The organism is Providencia sp. JUb39, from assembly GCF_012272845.1.
Taxonomy (GTDB): domain Bacteria; phylum Pseudomonadota; class Gammaproteobacteria; order Enterobacterales; family Enterobacteriaceae; genus Providencia; species Providencia lanzhouensis.
This window is the reverse complement of sequence record NZ_JAAWXD020000001.1, coordinates 16970-35750: the sequence shown is the minus strand read 5'-3', so window position 1 is coordinate 35750 and position 18781 is coordinate 16970. Positions and strand designations below refer to the sequence as shown.

13 protein-coding genes are annotated in these 18781 nt (G+C 44.3%); 6 read left to right on the top strand and 7 right to left on the bottom strand.

What is annotated here, in order from left to right; translation table 11 throughout:
• Positions 1 to 92: 92 nt before the first annotated feature.
• From HFU86_RS00130 to metJ, 3 genes are all read right to left on the bottom strand, one after another.
• Complete coding sequence (locus HFU86_RS00130) at positions 93 to 833, bottom strand: outer membrane protein (protein WP_132497056.1); 741 nt, start codon at positions 831 to 833, stop codon at positions 93 to 95.
• Between the two features lie 259 nt (positions 834 to 1092).
• Positions 1093 to 1818 carry an outer membrane protein gene (locus HFU86_RS00125; protein WP_132497057.1) on the bottom strand — a complete coding sequence of 242 codons (726 nt, stop codon included), beginning with the start codon at positions 1816 to 1818 and terminating at the stop codon, positions 1093 to 1095.
• A gap of 389 nt (positions 1819 to 2207) precedes the next feature.
• On the bottom strand, positions 2208 to 2525 hold the full coding sequence (gene metJ / locus HFU86_RS00120) for a met regulon transcriptional regulator MetJ (protein ID WP_036950870.1): 318 nt from the start codon (positions 2523 to 2525) through the stop codon (positions 2208 to 2210).
• 326 nt (positions 2526 to 2851) lie between these two features.
• Here metJ and metB point away from each other — a divergent pair, with 326 nt between their 5' ends.
• The 3 genes from metB to ppc all read left to right on the top strand — a co-directional run bounded on the left by metB (position 2852) and on the right by ppc (position 9468).
• Positions 2852 to 4006: a cystathionine gamma-synthase gene (metB, locus tag HFU86_RS00115; RefSeq protein ID WP_132497058.1), complete on the top strand. Its 1155-nt coding sequence runs from the start codon at positions 2852 to 2854 to the stop codon at positions 4004 to 4006.
• Between the two features lie 17 nt (positions 4007 to 4023).
• A complete protein-coding gene (locus HFU86_RS00110; RefSeq protein WP_132497059.1) occupies positions 4024 to 6465 on the top strand; it encodes a bifunctional aspartate kinase/homoserine dehydrogenase II in 2442 nt (813 codons plus the stop codon).
• Between the two features lie 363 nt (positions 6466 to 6828).
• Positions 6829 to 9468: a phosphoenolpyruvate carboxylase gene (gene ppc / locus HFU86_RS00105; protein WP_187128468.1), complete on the top strand. Its 2640-nt coding sequence runs from the start codon at positions 6829 to 6831 to the stop codon at positions 9466 to 9468.
• Positions 9469 to 9546: 78 nt separating this feature from the next.
• On the opposite strand, the gene gadC is transcribed toward ppc, so the two are convergent.
• From gadC to argE, 4 genes are all read right to left on the bottom strand, one after another.
• Entirely contained in the window at positions 9547 to 11085 is a 1539-nt protein-coding gene (gene gadC, locus HFU86_RS00100) for a glutamate:gamma-aminobutyrate antiporter (protein ID WP_132497061.1), read from the bottom strand.
• Between the two features lie 77 nt (positions 11086 to 11162).
• The gene (locus tag HFU86_RS00095) at positions 11163 to 12563 is read right to left on the bottom strand and encodes a glutamate decarboxylase (protein ID WP_132497062.1); all 1401 of its coding nucleotides are present in this window, start codon (positions 12561 to 12563) and stop codon (positions 11163 to 11165) included.
• A gap of 665 nt (positions 12564 to 13228) precedes the next feature.
• Positions 13229 to 14116: a methylenetetrahydrofolate reductase gene (gene metF / locus HFU86_RS00090; protein WP_036950884.1), complete on the bottom strand. Its 888-nt coding sequence runs from the start codon at positions 14114 to 14116 to the stop codon at positions 13229 to 13231.
• A 246-nt stretch (positions 14117 to 14362) separates the two neighbouring features.
• Positions 14363 to 15517: an acetylornithine deacetylase gene (argE, locus tag HFU86_RS00085; protein WP_187128467.1), complete on the bottom strand. Its 1155-nt coding sequence runs from the start codon at positions 15515 to 15517 to the stop codon at positions 14363 to 14365.
• 102 nt (positions 15518 to 15619) lie between these two features.
• Here argE and argC point away from each other — a divergent pair, with 102 nt between their 5' ends.
• The 3 genes from argC (at position 15620) to HFU86_RS00070 (ending at position 18723) form a co-directional block, all read left to right on the top strand.
• Positions 15620 to 16624, top strand: coding sequence for an N-acetyl-gamma-glutamyl-phosphate reductase (argC, locus tag HFU86_RS00080; RefSeq protein ID WP_187128466.1), 1005 nt, complete (start codon positions 15620 to 15622; stop codon positions 16622 to 16624).
• Positions 16625 to 16658: 34 nt separating this feature from the next.
• Complete coding sequence (argB, locus tag HFU86_RS00075) at positions 16659 to 17435, top strand: acetylglutamate kinase (RefSeq protein WP_036950890.1); 777 nt, start codon at positions 16659 to 16661, stop codon at positions 17433 to 17435.
• Between the two features lie 67 nt (positions 17436 to 17502).
• Positions 17503 to 18723 (top strand): argininosuccinate synthase, encoded by a 1221-nt coding sequence (locus HFU86_RS00070; protein WP_132497066.1) that lies wholly within the window; start codon positions 17503 to 17505, stop codon positions 18721 to 18723.
• The last annotated feature ends 58 nt before the right edge of the window (positions 18724 to 18781 follow it).

Sequence of the window (18781 nt, the reverse complement as noted above, 5' to 3'; positions counted from 1 at the left end):
ATCAGCATAAATTGCATGGCCACTCTTAATATCTATTTGGTTTGTGGGTGGCACCTTAACAATAATTAAAGTGCCTGATGAATATAAGAGCATCAGAAACGGTAGGCGACCCCGAACATAAAGTCATGACTGGCGAGATTGATGGTGGATGTTTCCGTCGCGTTTTTATCGAGGGCATTTGCCATGGATATTTTGTATTTACCCGCTTCGGTAAATCGATAGCCCAAGTCAAATGAGAGGTTATCACTGAAAGCATATCGGCTACCCAGCCCTAAACTCCATGCTAGCTTATTGATTCTATCCGACTTTGATTGATTCGAACTTTGTTTAAAACCAAAAATTTCGAATTCTGACCGTTGTGTATTTTCATACCGTGTACTTGCTAATCCGAGCCCAAAAGAAATATAGGGCGTGAATGCGGTTTGATTTTTCATATCATAGTAGCTATTTAACATGACGGTCGTTAGCGTTGCTTCGTTTTTCATATCTGAAGAGCCTGAATTACTGGCTGAACCAGAAAGTGCATTAAGGTTATGAGTATCGCTAACTTTTCCTCGCATACCCACTTCTACCTCAGTGCGTACAGGCACTGCAAATTGGTCATAAAAATCATAGCCAATACCGATAAAATTACCAAAAGCAGGGTGACTTTTATCATTAAATTTTAGGGTTCTGAAATCAGATTTTTTTTCATTACTGTATTCGAATTTAGAATCATATATATTCAGGACTGATACACCAATTTTACTGGATATATATACCCCGTTATTACTGGATGCTATTGCTAAATTAGCAAACAACAAGCAACTTGAAGCCAAAAGTAAATTTTTCATAATTAAGCACCAGTGAATGATTTCGGATGGAAACCTTACTGGAGTATAAGTGATGCAGGCGAGGTTATAGTCAGTGTAAGAAACTTCGAGGGATTGCGCTAAAAAGAGAGAATAAAATGAATATTTCTCAGAATTAAATTCTGAAAGACATAATTCATAAGAAATAAATACTTATCATAATTGTAATATTTGGATTCAATAGCTGAAATAAGTAGGTTAGCACCTCAAGGATATGTATTAAGGTGCCAACTGAAAATCCTTAGAAACGGTAAGTTACACCAAACATAATGTCATGGCTTCTGACTTTCACTTTTGAGGTGTTTTCTTGGCTATCAGCGTAGTAACTCGCTTCAGATTTTCCAGCATCTAAGAAGCGGTATCCCATATCCAATGAAACGTGATTATTCACTCGGTATTGCGAACCTAAACCGACGCTCCACGCAAAGTTCGTGGTGGTTTTAGATTTGGTGAATTTTTCATGAGTGAATTGGTTCATGCTAACAATATGTTCATTGTAGTCGTAGCGCATTTTGTGGTTAATGCTTGCCATACCTAACCCGACGCTCACGTAAGGGGTAAATTTGGTGTCATTTTTGAAATCATAATAGGTATTGAGCATTACCGTATTTAAGGTGATATCGGTTTTGACATCATCCGAGCTACTTAAATCGACGTGGTCGTTGTAGGACGCCAAGTTATGGCTTGTGGACGCTTTTTCTCTCATCCCAAATTCAAGTTCGGTACGCAGAGGTAACGTGGTGGTTTTAGAAAAATCGTAACCGACGGCAATGTTGCCACCGAAAACAGAATCATTGGTATTTCCGAGATTGGTTTTTTCAAATTCGTTATCGCTAGTGAGCCATTTTTGATTTGAAACTTGGACAATTGAAGCCCCGATTTTACCTGAGACATACAGGCTTTCTGCCCCTGCAAAGGCAGCACTAGACACCAAACTGAGTAGAGATACGGCAATAATTTTTTTCATTATAAATTCCATTTAGCTATGTATTCGAATCACGCAATATGAGTATAGATAACTATTAAATTTATCTATGCAGGATCCCTATAAAACTTGATATACAGCAGGCTTTATTGTTTTTTAATATAATTAAGCATTTAGCTGTAAAAATAGTCTTTAGAGGAAAGAAAAATCGCGCTTTATTTGACGGATGGCTTGTTCTTGAGATTAATCCATGGCAAAACGCGTACATTGGTTATCGGCAACAAATGAAATTGCTTAACAGCATGAAGATAATGAAAATAAATGATGGGGGATCAGCGGGTAAGAGTGTTATTTAGGTGAAATAGGCTGCTAAGATAAGTCACACTCGACCCACATCAGTAAGTCGAGTGTTAAAGAAAGACGCGGAGGGATTAATATTCCCAAGTTTCTGGGTCAATACCCAGTTCGCGCATGATCTCTTTTGCTGCTTCAGGGATCTCATCATTGCGTTCTTTACGCAAATCATCATCATCCGGCAGCGGTTGACCAGTAAACGCATGCAAAAAGGCTTCGCACAGTAATTCACTGTTAGTCGCGTGGCGCAAGTTATTGATCTGACGACGAGTACGTTCATCAGTTAAAATTTTCAGTACTTTTAAAGGAATCGATACTGTAATTTTTTTGACTTGCTCGCTTTTTTTGCCATGTTCAGCATACGGACTGACATATTCACCGTTCCATTCAGCCATGAGATACCTTGGATATATTCATTGATAATAAAAGTAATATACGAGTGTTAGTTTTCAGATCCTGAATATGAATTTTTTTCAAGATACACTCAGCATACGGGTTAAGAATAAAGGGCTTAAGTTATTATTTAATGCGTATTAAAATCAATAAATTAAGTCTTTTTATATGCCGGTAAGGTGGTCTAACTATCCATTGGCACATAATTATTATGGCTGATTATTCCATTAGTTGTTATAAACGTAAAGAGGTTTAGACGTCCAGACATGTTGACGGCTAAATTTGCTTTGAGTATGATTTGAGCTATCCCATACTTGGAGAGACACTCATGACATACAAAGCATCCACTATCGCGATACATAATGGACTCAATGAAGACTCGCAATTTGGTTGCGTTGTTCCTCCCATCTATTTATCTAGCACTTACAATTTTACAGATTTCAATGAGCCAAGAACCCATGACTACTCCCGTCGTGGTAATCCTGGGCGAGATATTGTGCAGCGAACACTGGCACAGCTAGAAGGGGGAAGTGGTGCCGTGATGACTAACAGCGGGATGTCGGCTCTCCATCTATTATGCACGGTATTATTACAGCCGGGTGACTTACTCGTTGCCCCTCACGATTGTTATGGCGGCAGCTACCGTTTATTTAATAGCTTGAGCCAAAAAGGGGCTTATCAGGTTGAATTTGTTGATCAAAGTGACGAATCTGCGTTGCAAGCGGCATTAGCGAGAAAACCCAAACTGGTACTCATTGAAACCCCAAGTAATCCGTTACTGAGAATTTACGATATCCAACATATTTCGACGCTTGCACATCAAGCAGGGGCTTTGGTGGTGGTGGATAACACATTTTTAAGCCCTGCATTACAGCAACCATTAGCGTTAGGTGCTGATTTTGTTGTACATTCTTGTACAAAATATCTCAATGGTCATTCAGATATTATTGCGGGTGCGGTGATTGCAAAAGAAGAGAAATGGGCTCTAGAATTAGCATGGTGGGCGAATAATATCGGTGTCACTGGCGGTGCATTTGACAGTTATCTGCTACTCAGAGGTATGAGAACATTGTTGCCTCGCATAAAACAGCAGCAGCATAATGCGGGTGAAATCGTAAAATATCTTAAAACTCAGCCGCTGGTGAAGAAAATATATTATCCTGCCTTGAGTGATCATCCGGGACATCACATTGCCGCCGCGCAACAATCTGGCTTTGGCGCAATGTTAAGTTTTGAATTTGCAGGCGATGAAGCGCAACTTCGTCAGTTTTTACAGGCGCTGAGCTTGTTTACATTAGCGGAATCTCTCGGTGGTGTAGAAACCTTGATTTCCCATACGGCGACCATGACCCATGCTGGCATGTCTCCTGAAGCGCGAGCCGCAGCAGGTATTACTGATAGTTTATTGCGCATTTCAGTCGGTCTTGAAGATAGTCAGGATCTTATCGCAGATTTAAGCCACGCATTTAAGGTTGCGTCATAACGTTAGCGGAGTTTTTGATGAGTGCAATAACAGCATTTGAGGTGATCCCTTGTCACCGACAGTTACACAAGTTTGGGGGAAGTAGCTTAGCTGATGTGAAATGTTATCAGCGTGTCGCCACCATTATGGCGAACTACAGCCAACCCGGCGATTTAATGGTTGTTTCTGCGGCAGGGAGTACCACAAACCAGCTGATAAGTTGGCTTAAATTAAGCCAAAGTGACCGTATTTCTGCCCATCAAGTGCAGCAAGCGCTACGCCGCTACCAGCAAGATTTGATTAGTGGTTTACTGCCTGAAGAGCAGGCTAATGAACTCAATCAGCTATTTGTTGCGGATTTAGAACGACTCAGTGGGCTACTGGATAAACCTATCAATGATGCTACCTACGCAGAAGTCGTGGGGCATGGTGAAATTTGGTCTGCACGTTTAATGTCCGCCGTGCTTGAACAGTTTGATATGGCAAGCGCTTGGCTAGATGCACGTACATTTTTACGCGCAGAAAGAGCAGCGCAGCCACAGGTGGATGAGGTTCAATCCCGCCATCTCTTACAGCAATTATTGGTACAGCATCCCCAGCGCCGCCTTGTAGTTACGGGCTTTATCTCCCGTAATCAAAAAGGTGAAACCGTCCTGTTAGGACGTAATGGCAGTGACTATTCGGCTACCCAAGTAGGGGCATTAGCGGATGTCGGCAAAGTCACCATTTGGAGTGATGTGGCAGGGGTATATAGTGCGGATCCTCGCAAGGTGAAAGATGCATGTCTATTGCCGTTATTGCGTTTAGATGAAGCGAGTGAATTGGCTCGCCTTGCCGCACCTGTCTTACATACGCGTACTTTGCAGCCTGTTTCCGTCAGCAATATTGATTTGCAACTGCGCTGTAGCTACCAGCCGGAGCAAGGCTCCACCAAAATTGAGCGTGTATTAGCCTCGGGGACGGGGGCAAAAATTGTCACCAGCCACAACGATGTGTGCTTAATTGAGCTGCGAATTTCCGCAGGGCGCGACTTTAACCAAATCTGCAAGGATGTGGATTTATTATTAAAACGCGTACAACTTCGCCCATTGGCGCGGGGTATTCATCATGATCGCGCTATCTTACAGCTGTGCTACACCTCGGAAGTGGTGGAAAGCGCGTTGAATGTGTTGGAAGAAGCGGCATTGCCTGGGTCTCTTTCATTACGTGAAGGTTTTTCACTGGTGGCTCTGGTTGGCGCTGGTGTGTGTAAAAAACCGCTGCATAGCCACCGTTTTTATGAAGAACTCAAAGGGCAGCCTGTTGAGTTTATCTGGCACTCAGAAGATGGCATTAGCTTAGTCGCGGTACTGCGTACTAATCAAACTGAGCATATCATTCAAGGAATGCACCAAAGCTTATTCCGCGCCGAGAAGCGCATCGGCTTAGTATTATTTGGCAAAGGCAATATTGGCGCCCGTTGGTTAGAGCTGTTTTCGGTCGAACAGCAAAATATTTCTGCTCGCAGTGACTTTGACTTTGTTTTGGCGGGTGTCGTGGATAGTCGCCGCAGTTTATTGAATTACCAAGGTATTGACCCAAGCCGTGCATTAGCTTTCTTTGATGATGAAGCGGTCGAGCATCAGGACGACAATCTGTTTTTATGGATGAGAGCGCACCCTTATGATGACCTGATTGTGTTGGATGTTACCGCCAGCGGCGAGCTTGCCAATAGTTATGTGGACTTTGCCAGCTATGGTTTCCACGTTATCAGTGCAAACAAACTCGCAGGGGCTGCGCCGACTCAGCAGTATCGTGACATTCGTGATGCATTCGCCAAAACGGGGCGTCATTGGCTCTATAATGCGACCGTTGGTGCAGGGTTGCCGATCAACTACGCAGTGCGCGATCTCAAAGAAAGCGGTGACGCGATTCTGGCGATCAGCGGGATCTTCTCTGGCACATTATCGTGGCTATTCTTGCAGTTTGATGGCTCAGTGCCTTTCAGTGAGCTTGTCGAGCAAGCTTGGCAGCAAGGATTAACGGAACCGGATCCGCGCATCGATTTATCTGGGCAAGATGTGATGCGCAAGCTCATTATTCTGGCGCGAGAAGCAGGTTATGATATCGAACCGGATGATGTGCGCGTGGAATCGTTAGTACCAGCGCAAGCGGAAACAGGCTCACTGGATGAATTCTTTGAAAATAGCGCCGTGATTAACGAGCAGATGCAGCAGCGCTTAGAAGCCGCGAAGGAGCTGGGGTTAGTGCTACGTTACGTGGCGCGGTTTGATGCGGTGAAAGGTAAAGCAAAAGTGGGTGTCGAGGCGGTTAAACCTGAGCACCCGTTAGCCTCTTTATTGCCGGGGGATAACGTTTTTGCCATTGAAAGCCGTTGGTACCGTGATAACCCATTGGTGATCCGTGGACCCGGTGCGGGTCGCGATGTGACCGCCGGCGCTATCCAATCTGACCTGAATCGACTCTCTCAGCTTTTATAAAATCAGTAACGCACGGGTTAGATAAACTCGTGCGTTCTCTTCATTTCTCAAATTTTCCCATTCCTATTTTATTCTTAAATAAGATTCATGACTTAAAAGTGCTGAATCGACGATAGATTGCGCTGACGCAATACTTAAATAAGAAAAATTAATAAAAATGGTGCTGTAATTAAATTTCAGAAAAATCACCCAAAGCGCTTTTTTTCTGTTATGAATATAGGGTACAGGGTGAAATTCGCGGTCTGCATCACAAAACATAATTCTAGCCGACTGAAATTTTATTACAGGAAATCCAGCGCAGTTTGTTAACCGTTCACGAGAAGCGGGGTGGCATCCTGCCAACAGCACAAGATCAGGAGTCCCATGAATCAGCAATATTCCGCAATGCGCAGTAATGTCAGTATGTTGGGTAAGCTACTCGGTGATACCATCAAAGACGCTCTTGGTGAAGATATCCTCGATAAAGTCGAATCTATTCGTAAGCTATCCAAATCCTCCCGCGCAGGTAATGAAGTTCAGCGCCAAAAATTATTAATGACCTTGCAAACGCTCACCAACGATGAGCTATTACCCGTTGCGAGGGCATTCAACCAATTCTTAAACTTAACCAACGTGGCAGAGCAATACCACAGTATTTCTCCCCACGGTGAAGCGGCGAGTAACCCTGTTGCCCTACAGAAATTATTTGGGCGTTTAAAAGAGCATGATTTTAGCCACGGTGATATTCAAAAAGCCGTTGAAGAGCTCTCTATTGAGCTGGTACTGACTGCCCATCCAACCGAAATCGCCCGCCGCACCTTAATTCACAAACTGGTTGAGGTGAACACCTGTTTATCCCAGCTCGACCATGATGATTTAGCGGATTACGAACGCAACAATATTATGCGTCGCTTACGTCAATTGGTGGCGCAATCTTGGCATACCGATGAAATTCGTAAAATTCGCCCAACGCCAATCGATGAAGCCAAATGGGGCTTTGCGGTTGTTGAAAACTCGTTATGGGAAGGCGTTCCGGCATTTTTACGGGAATTCAATGAACAGCTTGAAGAGTCCATTGGGGCTGAATTACCTGTCGAAGCAAACCCAATCCGCTTTACGTCATGGATGGGGGGCGACCGTGATGGTAATCCGAATGTGACCGCGGAAGTGACTCGCCATGTTCTGCTATTAAGCCGTTGGAAAGCTGCCGATTTATTTTTGAAAGATATTCAAGTCTTGGTGTCAGAGCTTTCTATGACGGAAGCGACGCCAGAACTGCGTGCACTCGCAGGCGGCGATGATGTGGATGAGCCTTATCGCCAAATTGCCAAAAATCTGCGTAGCCAACTGTTTTCTACATTGGATTATTTAGAGCGCCGAGTGAAAGGTGAGCAAGTTCTGCCACCAGCGGATTTATTGACGGATAACGCGCAACTTTGGGATCCGCTGTATACCTGCTATCAATCGCTCGTTGCTTGCAATATGAGCATTATTGCTAATGGCTCACTGTTAGATACGCTGCGCCGTATTCGTAGCTTTGGTCTGCAATTGGTGCGTATCGATGTGCGCCAAGAGAGCACTCGTCATACCGAAGCACTGTCTGAGCTGACAGAATATTTGGGGCTGGGTAACTATGGCAATTGGTCAGAACAAGAGAAGCAAGATTTCTTACTGACTGAGCTGCAATCGCGCCGTCCGCTGATCCCACAAGATTGGCAACCGACAGCAGAAACGCAAGAAGTATTCGAAACTTGCCGCGTTATCGCTAAAGCGAAGAATGACTCTATCGCCGCTTACGTGATTTCGATGGCGAAAGTGCCATCCGACGTTTTAGCGGTCAAACTCCTGCTAAAAGAAGCGGGTGCCTCCATTAAATTGCCGGTTGCGCCACTATTCGAAACTCTGGAAGACTTAAATAACGCCGAAAGCGTGATGACTAAGTTGCTTAGCATTGAGTGGTATCGTGAGCTGATTGATGATCGCCAAATGGTGATGATTGGTTACTCCGACTCTGCAAAAGATGCGGGTGTGATGGCAGCGTCATGGGCGCAGTATCGTGCACAAGATGCCCTGATTAAGTTGTGCGATAAAGAAGGCGTGAAACTGACTCTGTTCCACGGTCGTGGCGGCACCATTGGTCGTGGCGGTGCGCCAGCGCACTCTGCATTACTTTCCCAACCACCGGGAAGTTTAAAAGGCGGGTTGCGTGTGACGGAACAAGGCGAAATGATCCGCTTTAAGTTTGGTCTCCCGCAAGTGACCATTAGCAGCTTAGCCATGTACGCGAGCGCTATCCTCGAAGCTAACTTACTGCCACCGCCAGAGCCAAAAGAAGAGTGGAAGGCAGTAATGAATTCGTTGTCTGACGTATCTTGCGCGATGTATCGCGATTATGTGCGTGAACAGCCTGACTTTGTCCCGTATTTCCGTGCGGCGACCCCAGAGTTAGAGTTGGGTAAATTACCATTAGGTTCTCGCCCTGCAAAACGTCGTCCTACTGGGGGCGTTGAAACCCTTCGCGCTATCCCTTGGATTTTTGCGTGGACACAAAACCGCTTGATGTTACCAGCGTGGTTAGGGGCAGGTGCGGCGCTGAAACATGTTATCGAAAAAGAGGGCAAGCAAGCGGTACTGGATGAAATGTGGCAAGAGTGGACATTCTTCAAAACCCGTATTGCGATGCTGGAAATGGTGTACGCGAAAGCCGATTTATGGCTGGCAGAATATTATGACCATTGCCTCGTTGAGAAACGTTTATGGCCACTGGGACAAAAGCTGCGTGACCAGTTATCTGAAGATATTAAGAGTGTTTTAGCGGTCTCTAAAGATGAAGCCTTGATGGCGGATTTACCGTGGATAGCCGAGTCCATCGCGCTACGTAATGTCTATACCGACCCACTGAACGTATTGCAGGCTGAGCTATTGCATCGCTCTCGTCAGCAAGAGCATCCAGACCCACGTGTGGAGCAAGCGTTGATGGTGACCATTGCAGGTGTTGCGGCGGGAATGCGTAATACCGGCTAGTACTTGATTACGTTATTTATATATTAGTGATAAGTAAAAGGCTGCCAATTGGCAGCCTTTTTTGTTTATGGTCGAACGTTATTTTTTATTCTGATCATTATGAATCAGATGATAAGGCGAACGCGCCCGTGGATGGATAAAGAAATGGTTCGTTGGAGCATTGTGAGTTTTGATATGCACCATGGAGACGTTGGTGGATTTTCCGGCTTTATTGTGGAATGCATAAATCACAAAAGGCAGCAGGAAGATAATCACAAAACTGACCGCGAGCAGCGTCACGTAAGTCGTATCATCTGCCCCGCCCGGCAATGAACTTGGCGGGAAAAATGACACCACAAATGCCAGAATTGAGATCACTAACCCAACAAACGCGATTAACAATTTAAAGCTTTTACCACCCGGAACGTTGAATGCCCGTTTTTTATCAGATTGTTTGCAGACTAAATGCATATAACCGAGGAACAGCATAAAGTAGCTACACAGATAAATAACAACGGTTAATGCCAGCGCTATCAGGAAGGACATATTCCCGCCACCACCCGTGTTAGTGAGGACAATAATCGCCACCGTGGTGATCAGTAATTGGGAAATCACTAACGTGACTGGCACGCCATTTTTATTCACTTTGGCAAAGCTTTTCGGCAGAATTCCTTTTTGTGCAGCGACATACATCCCACGGGAAGGTCCCACAATCCAAGAGGCAATTTCCGCTAATACGCCGAGTAATAGCAACGCGGCAATAATCCGTACTGCCCACTCTAAAGTGGAATTAAAGTGGGTAACGAGAACCTCAAAGGTTTGTACCACACCTGCAGATAGGTTGATTTCGCTGTTAGGGATAACGGCAGCAACCGATAAACCGCCAATAGAGCTTAAGCAAATCGCCGCAATCATTAGTAAAAACATTGCCGCAGGATAATCTCGACCGGGGTTTTTCATTTCGTTGACGTGGGTTGCTGAGGCTTCAACACCCATGTAGCTGAGAATAAAGGCGACAAAGACCACTAATGTGCCGATTTGAGTGAAGTCAGGAATAAAGGTTTTTGTGCTCATCTCGATAGCTAAAGGCGCACCGCTTGCCAAGTAGCTAATCGCTAGCCCAACGAGAATGAGAGCCGGTAATAAAATCCCAGCAAAGAAACCGACTTTTGCGATACTTGCTGTATATTTTGTTCCACCAAATTGGGTAAAGGCGAGAACCCATAAAATCACCAGAGCGCCGATGGTTTTGGTGATGGGATCAGTATTGAGTTCTGGCCAATTTAATATGTAGGATAGGGCGCCGAGTACAAAGTACAGCATCGGAATAAAACCTATCGCAATTTGTAGATAACCAAATGAAATCGCCGCAAATCCCCAACGCTCTCCCAATGTGTTGGAAACCCACGCGAAAATCCCTCCTTCTTCCCAACCTTCAACGGTGGCCATTTCGGCAGCACATAAGGCTACGGGGATGAACCATAGCAATCCCCCTAAGAGTAAAAAGAAGACTAAACTGAAACCCGATGTGGCGAATGTCGGATATTCATAGACCGCCATCACCATAGACGCGGTGATCGCAAAAAAACCTAACAAGGTGAGTTGTTTTGCGGCTGGAGCTGTTGTTGACGTCGCCATGCCTATTCTCCTGTCATATGTTTTACGAAGTCAGTCGGCGCATAAATGAATACGCCGACTGGATAAACGACTAAGGATTAGCTGTGATTGAAACCGCCGCTTTCTTCTTCAGAAAGTGGTTTACTGACAGGGTGTTTCTCGAAATATTCGAGGGTGCGTTTGAAATCTTCGATGAGCAGTGAGGCGAGGTCTAGGCTGACACCATGACGGACTAAAATACGTTGGATCACCAGATCTTCGCGGTTTGCAGGCATTGAGTAAGCGGGAACTTGCCAGCCGCGACTACGTAGTTTGTCTGCAATATCATATAAAGAGTAGTTACTGGTTTTCGCTCCGTCTTTTAATTTCCATGCCAGCGCTGGGATACCTTTGGCACTATCGCCATCAAAGATCATCTCAAATGGACCTAGTTTTTCAATTTCACGGGCAAGGTATTGCGCGGTGGCATAGCAAGCATTATGAATTTTAGCGTAGCCTTCGCGACCAAGACGCAGGAAGTTGTAATACTGTGCAATGATTTGTCCACCTGGACGAGAGAAGTTTAATGCGAAGGTTGGCATGTTACCGCCAAGGTAGTTCACATTGAAAATTAGCTCTTCTGGGAGGTCTTTCGCTTCACGCCAAATTACCCAACCGGCACCTAATGGCGCTAAACCAAATTTGTGTCCAGATGCGTTGATGGATTTAACACGAGGTAAACGGAAATCCCATTCCAGGGTAGGCGCGCAGAAAGGTGCGAGGAAACCACCACTTGCGCCATCTACGTGAATAGGAATATCTAAGCCCGTTTCTTTTTGCAGTTTATCCAATGCATCATGAACAGCTTTCACTGGCTCATATTGGCAAGTGAACGTTACGCCTAGAGTTGGAACGACACCGATAGTATTTTCATCAACGCGTTTGATCACTTCTTCAGGGCTCATGATCAGGCGGTCGCCTTCAAGTGGAATTTCACGCAGTTCGACATCAAAATAACGGGCAAATTTATGCCAACAAATTTGGACAGGACCACAGATTAAGTTCGGTTTATCGGTGGGTTTTCCTTTGGCAGCTTGTTTTTTACGCCATTGCCATTTTAACGCCAGTCCCCCTAACATTGCGGCTTCTGAAGAGCCAATCGTTGAGCAGCCTAATGTATTGAGTGCGTCAGGAGAGTTCCATAAGTCAGCGAGCATATGCACGCAGCGGTTTTCAATTTCAGCGGTTTGCGGATATTCGTCTTTATCAATCATGTTTTTGTCGATAGAGAGATCCATCAAACTGCGAATTTCGTCATCGACCCATGTTTGGCAAAATGTCGCTAAGTTTTGTCGGGAATTACCATCTAGCATTAGCTCATCACGAACTGCGCTAAATACATTTCTCGGGTCGCTTTCTTTGATTGGGAATTTCGTTTTCGGTAAGGATTGGGATAAATCAAATGAAGCATAAATATCATCTAATTCACTATATTTTGAAGATACTGATTTATTATTCATACAACGAATCTCCTCAATAATTGAGATGTTATTACTAGGAATGATCAATAATCTTATATTTTCATATAAGCATAAAAATAAATTAGAATAAAGTTCTTTAAACGAAAGTCTTATTTTAATAGCGGTTGTTTTGATTATTTGTTTTTATGGTAAATATGATTTAAATTCGAAGTTAATCAGGTATAACAATTTATCAACATTGTTAATCTGGGTTTTCACTACGTCATTCAATGTGAAAAAATGAGTTGCATCAATGGGATATGTGGTTTCTTTGGTTTTGTAAGCTATTGAAAAATAATATTTTCATTATCAGGTAAATAATCGTGAATAAGGATAAAATAGCGTTTTATGTGGTTTTTAATGATATTAATCAGCACATCACTAAACGACTATTTGTTTTGGATTGATCTAATTCCAGGTTTTTAATTAAATATTTTCTGCATTTTAATTCTATTTGGGCATATTTAAGGGATTATTTATTCCATAACTTTAATATCTAGTCCAATAATGATTGGTTTTAGCCTTCATTAACTATGGAAAATGGAATTATAGAGAATGGCGATAAATAGAATAGAGGGAGGGGAATATAACTGGGCTAATTCACGATAAATGAATTAACCCGATAAGTGATAGGAATGAAGTGGTTACTTCAACCTAACACCCAATTATTTTGGTCTAACGCCTAATGTGTGGCAAATAGCGTAAGTCAATTCAGAGCGGTTTAAGGTGTAAAAATGGAAATCTTTTACGCCTTCACGACTTAAAATTTTCACCATGTCCATGGCAATTGACGCACCAACAAGATTACGACTTTCAGGGTCATCATCTAAGCCTTCGTACATTCTATTCATCCAACTTGGGATGCGCACATTGGTGATTTTGGCAAAACGTTCTAGCTGGCGAAAGTTAGAGACTGGCAAAATTCCCGGTACGATTTCCACATCAATACCTGTTGCTACGCAGCGGTCACGAAAACGTAGGTAGCTTTCAACATCGAAGAAAAATTGGGTAATGGCACGGTTGGCTCCGGCTTCAATCTTTTTCTTCAAATTGATTAAGTCTGCCTGAGCACTTTTAGCTTCAGGGTGCACTTCGGGGTAAGCGGCGACGGAAATGTCAAAGTCGGCTTCAGTTTTCAGTAATTCAACCAAGTGCTCAGCATACATGTCGGGCTTGCGGCTGTTATCAGGAAGGTCTCCTCGTAGTGCCACAATATGGCGAATACCGTTGTTCCAGTAATCGCGTGCGATGGTTTTTAGTTCATCAGGGCTGGCATCGATGCAGGTTAAGTGCGGCGCGGCTACTAATCCTGTTTTGTCTTTGATATCTTTAATGATGCTATGGGTTCTATCTCGCTCACCGGAGTTAGCGCCGTAGGTGACAGAGACAAAATTCGGTTTTAAGACCTTGAGCCTATCGATAGACTTCCACAATGTTTGCTCCATTTCTGCTGAGCGAGGTGGGAAAAATTCAAATGAGACATTAATCTGCCCATCTAATTCAGCTAAATTTTGGTTCAACGCCTCGCGCTGATTTGCGTGAAAGAAACTCATACCCTGTGACCTCGCCTCAAGAAATTCATTATTTAATGATTATTTTCGTTATTCGATTATATGCATTCATTTGTACTTCTATACGTTTAGACGTCTAAATAGAGATTACGCGATATTGAGTGAGAGTCAACTCCTAAATCAAATTTGGAATTGATGTTTTTTCAGGCGCAATAAGAGAAAAATTCATGATGGGAAGATGCGGAGCTGAGTGACTCCGCATGCAGTACAACATTATTTAGTAAAATACTATTCAGTGAAACAGAAGTGCTCGACCATTTGGCTGATGAGTTGGCGGGTTGGTTCAATAAAGCTCATATCGATGAACTCATCAGGCTGGTGGGCTTGTTCAATAGAGCCGGGACCCAGCACCAGTGTTGGACAAAGCTCTTGGATAAATGGCGCCTCTGTACAGTAGTTCACGGTTTCCGCTTTTTTACCTAATAGCTGTTCAATGACTGCCACCATTTTATGATCTGTCGGGCATTCATAGCCGGGGATCGGTGGGTGCATCTCTTCAATGGCTAAGCGACCCGGCCATTTTGCACGAACGGGTTCGAGAGTTTCATTGAGTAGCTCGTCCAGATCTTGCAACGTTAAACCTGGTAGTGGGCGAATATCCATATGTAATTCACAGCAACCACAAATTCGGTTCGCTGCATCACCACCATGAATATGACCGAAATTCATGGTTGGATAGGGGATCACAAACGCAGGGTTGTTATAGCGCTCTTTCAATGTATTTCTTAAGGTCATTAAGTGAGAGATAGATTCATGCATTAATTCAATGGCATTAACGCCTCTATCTGGATCACTGGAATGCCCAGATTGACCTGTAATACGAATGGCATTGGAAAGATGCCCTTTATGCGCGCGAATAGGCTGCAATGAAGTTGGTTCACCGATGATGGCGAAATCAGGGCGTAACTCGGTGCTTGCTGCAAAAAAGCGAGCACCCGCCATCGAAGTTTCTTCATCTGCCGTGGCGAGAATATGTAAAGGGCGCTTTAAGGTGCTGAGGTCAACATCACGTAATGCATCAATAATAAAGGCAAAAAAGCCTTTCATATCTGCGGTGCCTAGCCCATACAGTTTGCCATTATGTTCGGTGAGCTTGAACGGATCTTTACTCCAGCGACCGTCATCAAATGGGACGGTGTCCGTATGACCGCATAGCATCAACCCTCCGTTACCCTCACCAATCGAGGCTAACAGGTTATATTTATCTCGGGTATCAGGGACCGGTTGAATATTCACAGTAAAGCCTAAGGTTTCTAACCATCCACCTAATAGCTCCACCAGCGCTCGGTTACTCTGATCGAGTTGCGAATCGGTCGCACTAATCGACGGAGTGGCGATTAATTGACGATAAATCTCAATAAATGCAGGTAATTTAATATTCACTGTTGACAGCCTTTATCCATAATAGTATCAATATTCATGCACTTTATTTGAATAAAAATACACATTAAACTGTTTGGGTCACGAGTACAAGGTAGAAAACACATGTTGAACACACTCATTGTCGGGGCCAGTGGTTATACTGGAGCAGAATTAGCCGCTTACTTACAACGTCACTCCGATATTCATCTTTCTGGGCTGATGGTTTCCGCACAAAGTGCGGATGCAGGTAAATGCTTTTCTGATTTACATCCCCAGTATAAAGGCATTATCGACCTTCCGGTTCAGCCACTTACCGATGTGGCTGAGGCAGCAAAAGGGGTCGATGTTGTTTTCCTCGCGACCGCCCATGAAGTGAGCCATGACATCGCGCCCCAGTTTCTTGAAGCGGGTTGCGTGGTGTTTGACCTTTCGGGTGCTTATCGTGTTCAAGATGCGGCGTTTTATCCGCAATACTACGGTTTCGAACATACAAATACCCAGTGGTTAATGCAAGCAGTTTACGGTTTAGCGGAATGGCAGGCAGATAAAATCCGTAAAGCTCAGCTGATTGCGGTACCAGGGTGTTATCCAACGGTTTCTCAACTTTCATTAAAGCCGCTGATTGAAGCAGATTTACTCGATGAAAACATGTGGCCAGTGATTAATGCGACCAGTGGAGTTTCAGGGGCAGGGCGTAAAGCTTCCATGACGAACAGCTTTTGCGAAGTGAGCTTACAGCCTTACGGTATTTTCACTCACCGTCATCAACCTGAAATCGCAACGCATCTAGGTAGAGACGTGATTTTCACGCCACATTTAGGCAATTTTGCACGGGGCATACTGGCGACCATCACTTGTAAAGTGAAAGCCGGCGTTACAGCGGAGCAAATTAGCCAAACATTTAAAGATGCGTATCACAACAAACCGTTAGTTCGTTTATATGACAAAGGGGTTCCTGCACTGAAATCGGTGGTTGGCACGCCATTTTGTGATATCGGCTTTGTATTGAAAGGTGAGCACCTGATTTTAGTGGGTACAGAAGATAACCTATTAAAAGGTGCCGCAGCGCAAGCTGTTCAGTGCATGAATATTCGGTTTGGTTTCAACGAAACGCAGTCATTACTTTAATGCTCTTATGGCAATTTATTAAGGATAAATCCCCATGCAACCTTTAGTCATTAAATTGGGTGGTGTGTTACTCGATAGCGAAGAAGCCCTAGAAAGATTATTTACGGCGATCCAAACCTACCGTCAGGCTCATCAACGTGAGCTAGTAATTGTTCACGGTGGTGGGTGTTTAGTTGATGAATTAATGCAAAAACTGCAATTACCCGTCGTGAAAAAGCAAGGATTGCGCGTTACGCCAGCAGACCAAATCGACATTATTACTGGTGCGTTAGCCGGAACGGCGAATAAAACCTTGTTGGCATGGGCGATTAAACATCAATTGCAAGCGGTGGGTTTATCCCTTGGGGATGGACACAGCGCAGTGGTTACGCAAATTAATGATGAGTTAGGCCATGTGGGTAGCGCGAAAGCGGGTGATGCGAAGTTACTGAAATTATTACTGTCTGCGGGATATTTACCCATCATTAGCTCTATCGGGATCACCGAAGAGGGGCAACTGATGAACGTCAATGCAGACCAAGCCGCGACAGCGATTGCCCAAGCACTGAATGCAGATTTAGTCCTGCTTTCTGATGTGAGCGGTATTTTAGATGGTAAAGGTCAAAAGATTGATGAAATGACTACCGCCAAAGCCCAGAAACTTATCGATCAAGGCATCATCACTGATGGAATGATAGTCAAAGTGAATGCGGCGTTAGAAGCTGCGTCCACATTGCAACGTCCAGTGGATATTGCAAGCTGGCGCCATGCGGAGCAATTGCCATCATTATTTAATGGCACCGCGATTGGCACACGAATTCTTGCTTCTTGAATGAAGAGCTGAGCAAGCAAACAGACAAATCAAACATTTATTTTAAAAGAATTGGGACAGGTAATTTATGAAAAAGGGTATTAAGAAGATTGTATTAGCCTACTCCGGTGGATTAGACACGTCGGCTATCATTCCATGGTTAAAAGAGAACTACGATGACTGTGAGGTCGTGGCATTCGTTGCTGATGTGGGTCAAGACAGAGAAGACTTAGTCGGTGTTGAGAAAAAAGCCCTGCAATCAGGTGCTTCTGAATGCTATGTGGTTGATCTGCGTGAAGAGTTTATCAAGGAATATATCTACCCAGTACTGAAAACGGGTGCATTGTATGAAGGTAGCTATTTACTGGGTACGTCAATGGCGCGTCCAATTATCGCTAAAGCGCAAGTTGAAATCGCATTGAAAGTTGGCGCAGACGCAGTCGCGCACGGCGCAACCGGTAAAGGTAATGACCAAGTGCGTTTCGAAAGCACTTACACCGCTTTAGCACCACAACTGAAAGTGGTTGCGCCATGGCGTGAGTGGGACTTACGTTCCCGCGAAGCCCTGCTGGATTACCTGAAAGAACGTAATATTCCAACTACCGCTAGCTTAGAGAAAATCTACAGCCGTGATGAAAACGCATGGCACATTTCTACCGAAGGCGGCGTATTAGAAAGCACATGGAATGCAGCCAACCAAGATTGCTGGGTATGGACGGTTGATCCGAAAGACGCACCGGATGAAGCCGAGCTGGTGACAGTGGGTGTGAAACACGGTGAAGTGGTTTCTGTGAATGGTAAGACACTGTCTCCATTGGGTTGTTTAGAAACATTAAATACGCTGGGTGCAAAACATGGCGTGGGTCGTATCGATATCGTAGAAAACCGTTTAGTGGGTATGAAATCCCGTGGTTGCTATGAAACCCCAGGGGGCACCATCATGATGGCCGCGCTACGTGGTGTTGAGCAATTAGTATTAGACCGCGATAGCTACAAATGGCGTGAGCAGTTAGGTCTAGAAATGTCTTACGTAGTGTATGATGGTCGCTGGTTTGCGCCACTTCGTCATTCTCTGCAAGCGGCGGCAGAATCTCTGGCTCAGGATGTGACGGGTGAAGTGGTTCTGAAACTGTATAAAGGGCAAGTGACTGCTATCCAGAAAAAAGCGGATAAGAGCCTGTACTCTGAAGAGTTTGCAACATTTGGTGAAGATGAAGTTTACGATCACAGCCATGCTGGTGGGTTTATCCGTCTCTATTCACTCTCTTCACGTATTCGTGCGCTGAAAGAACAGAACAAAGCAAAATAGTTTTATCAGTATGACCCGACAGCCAGATAGGGCTGTCGGGCAGACACTTATTTTATCA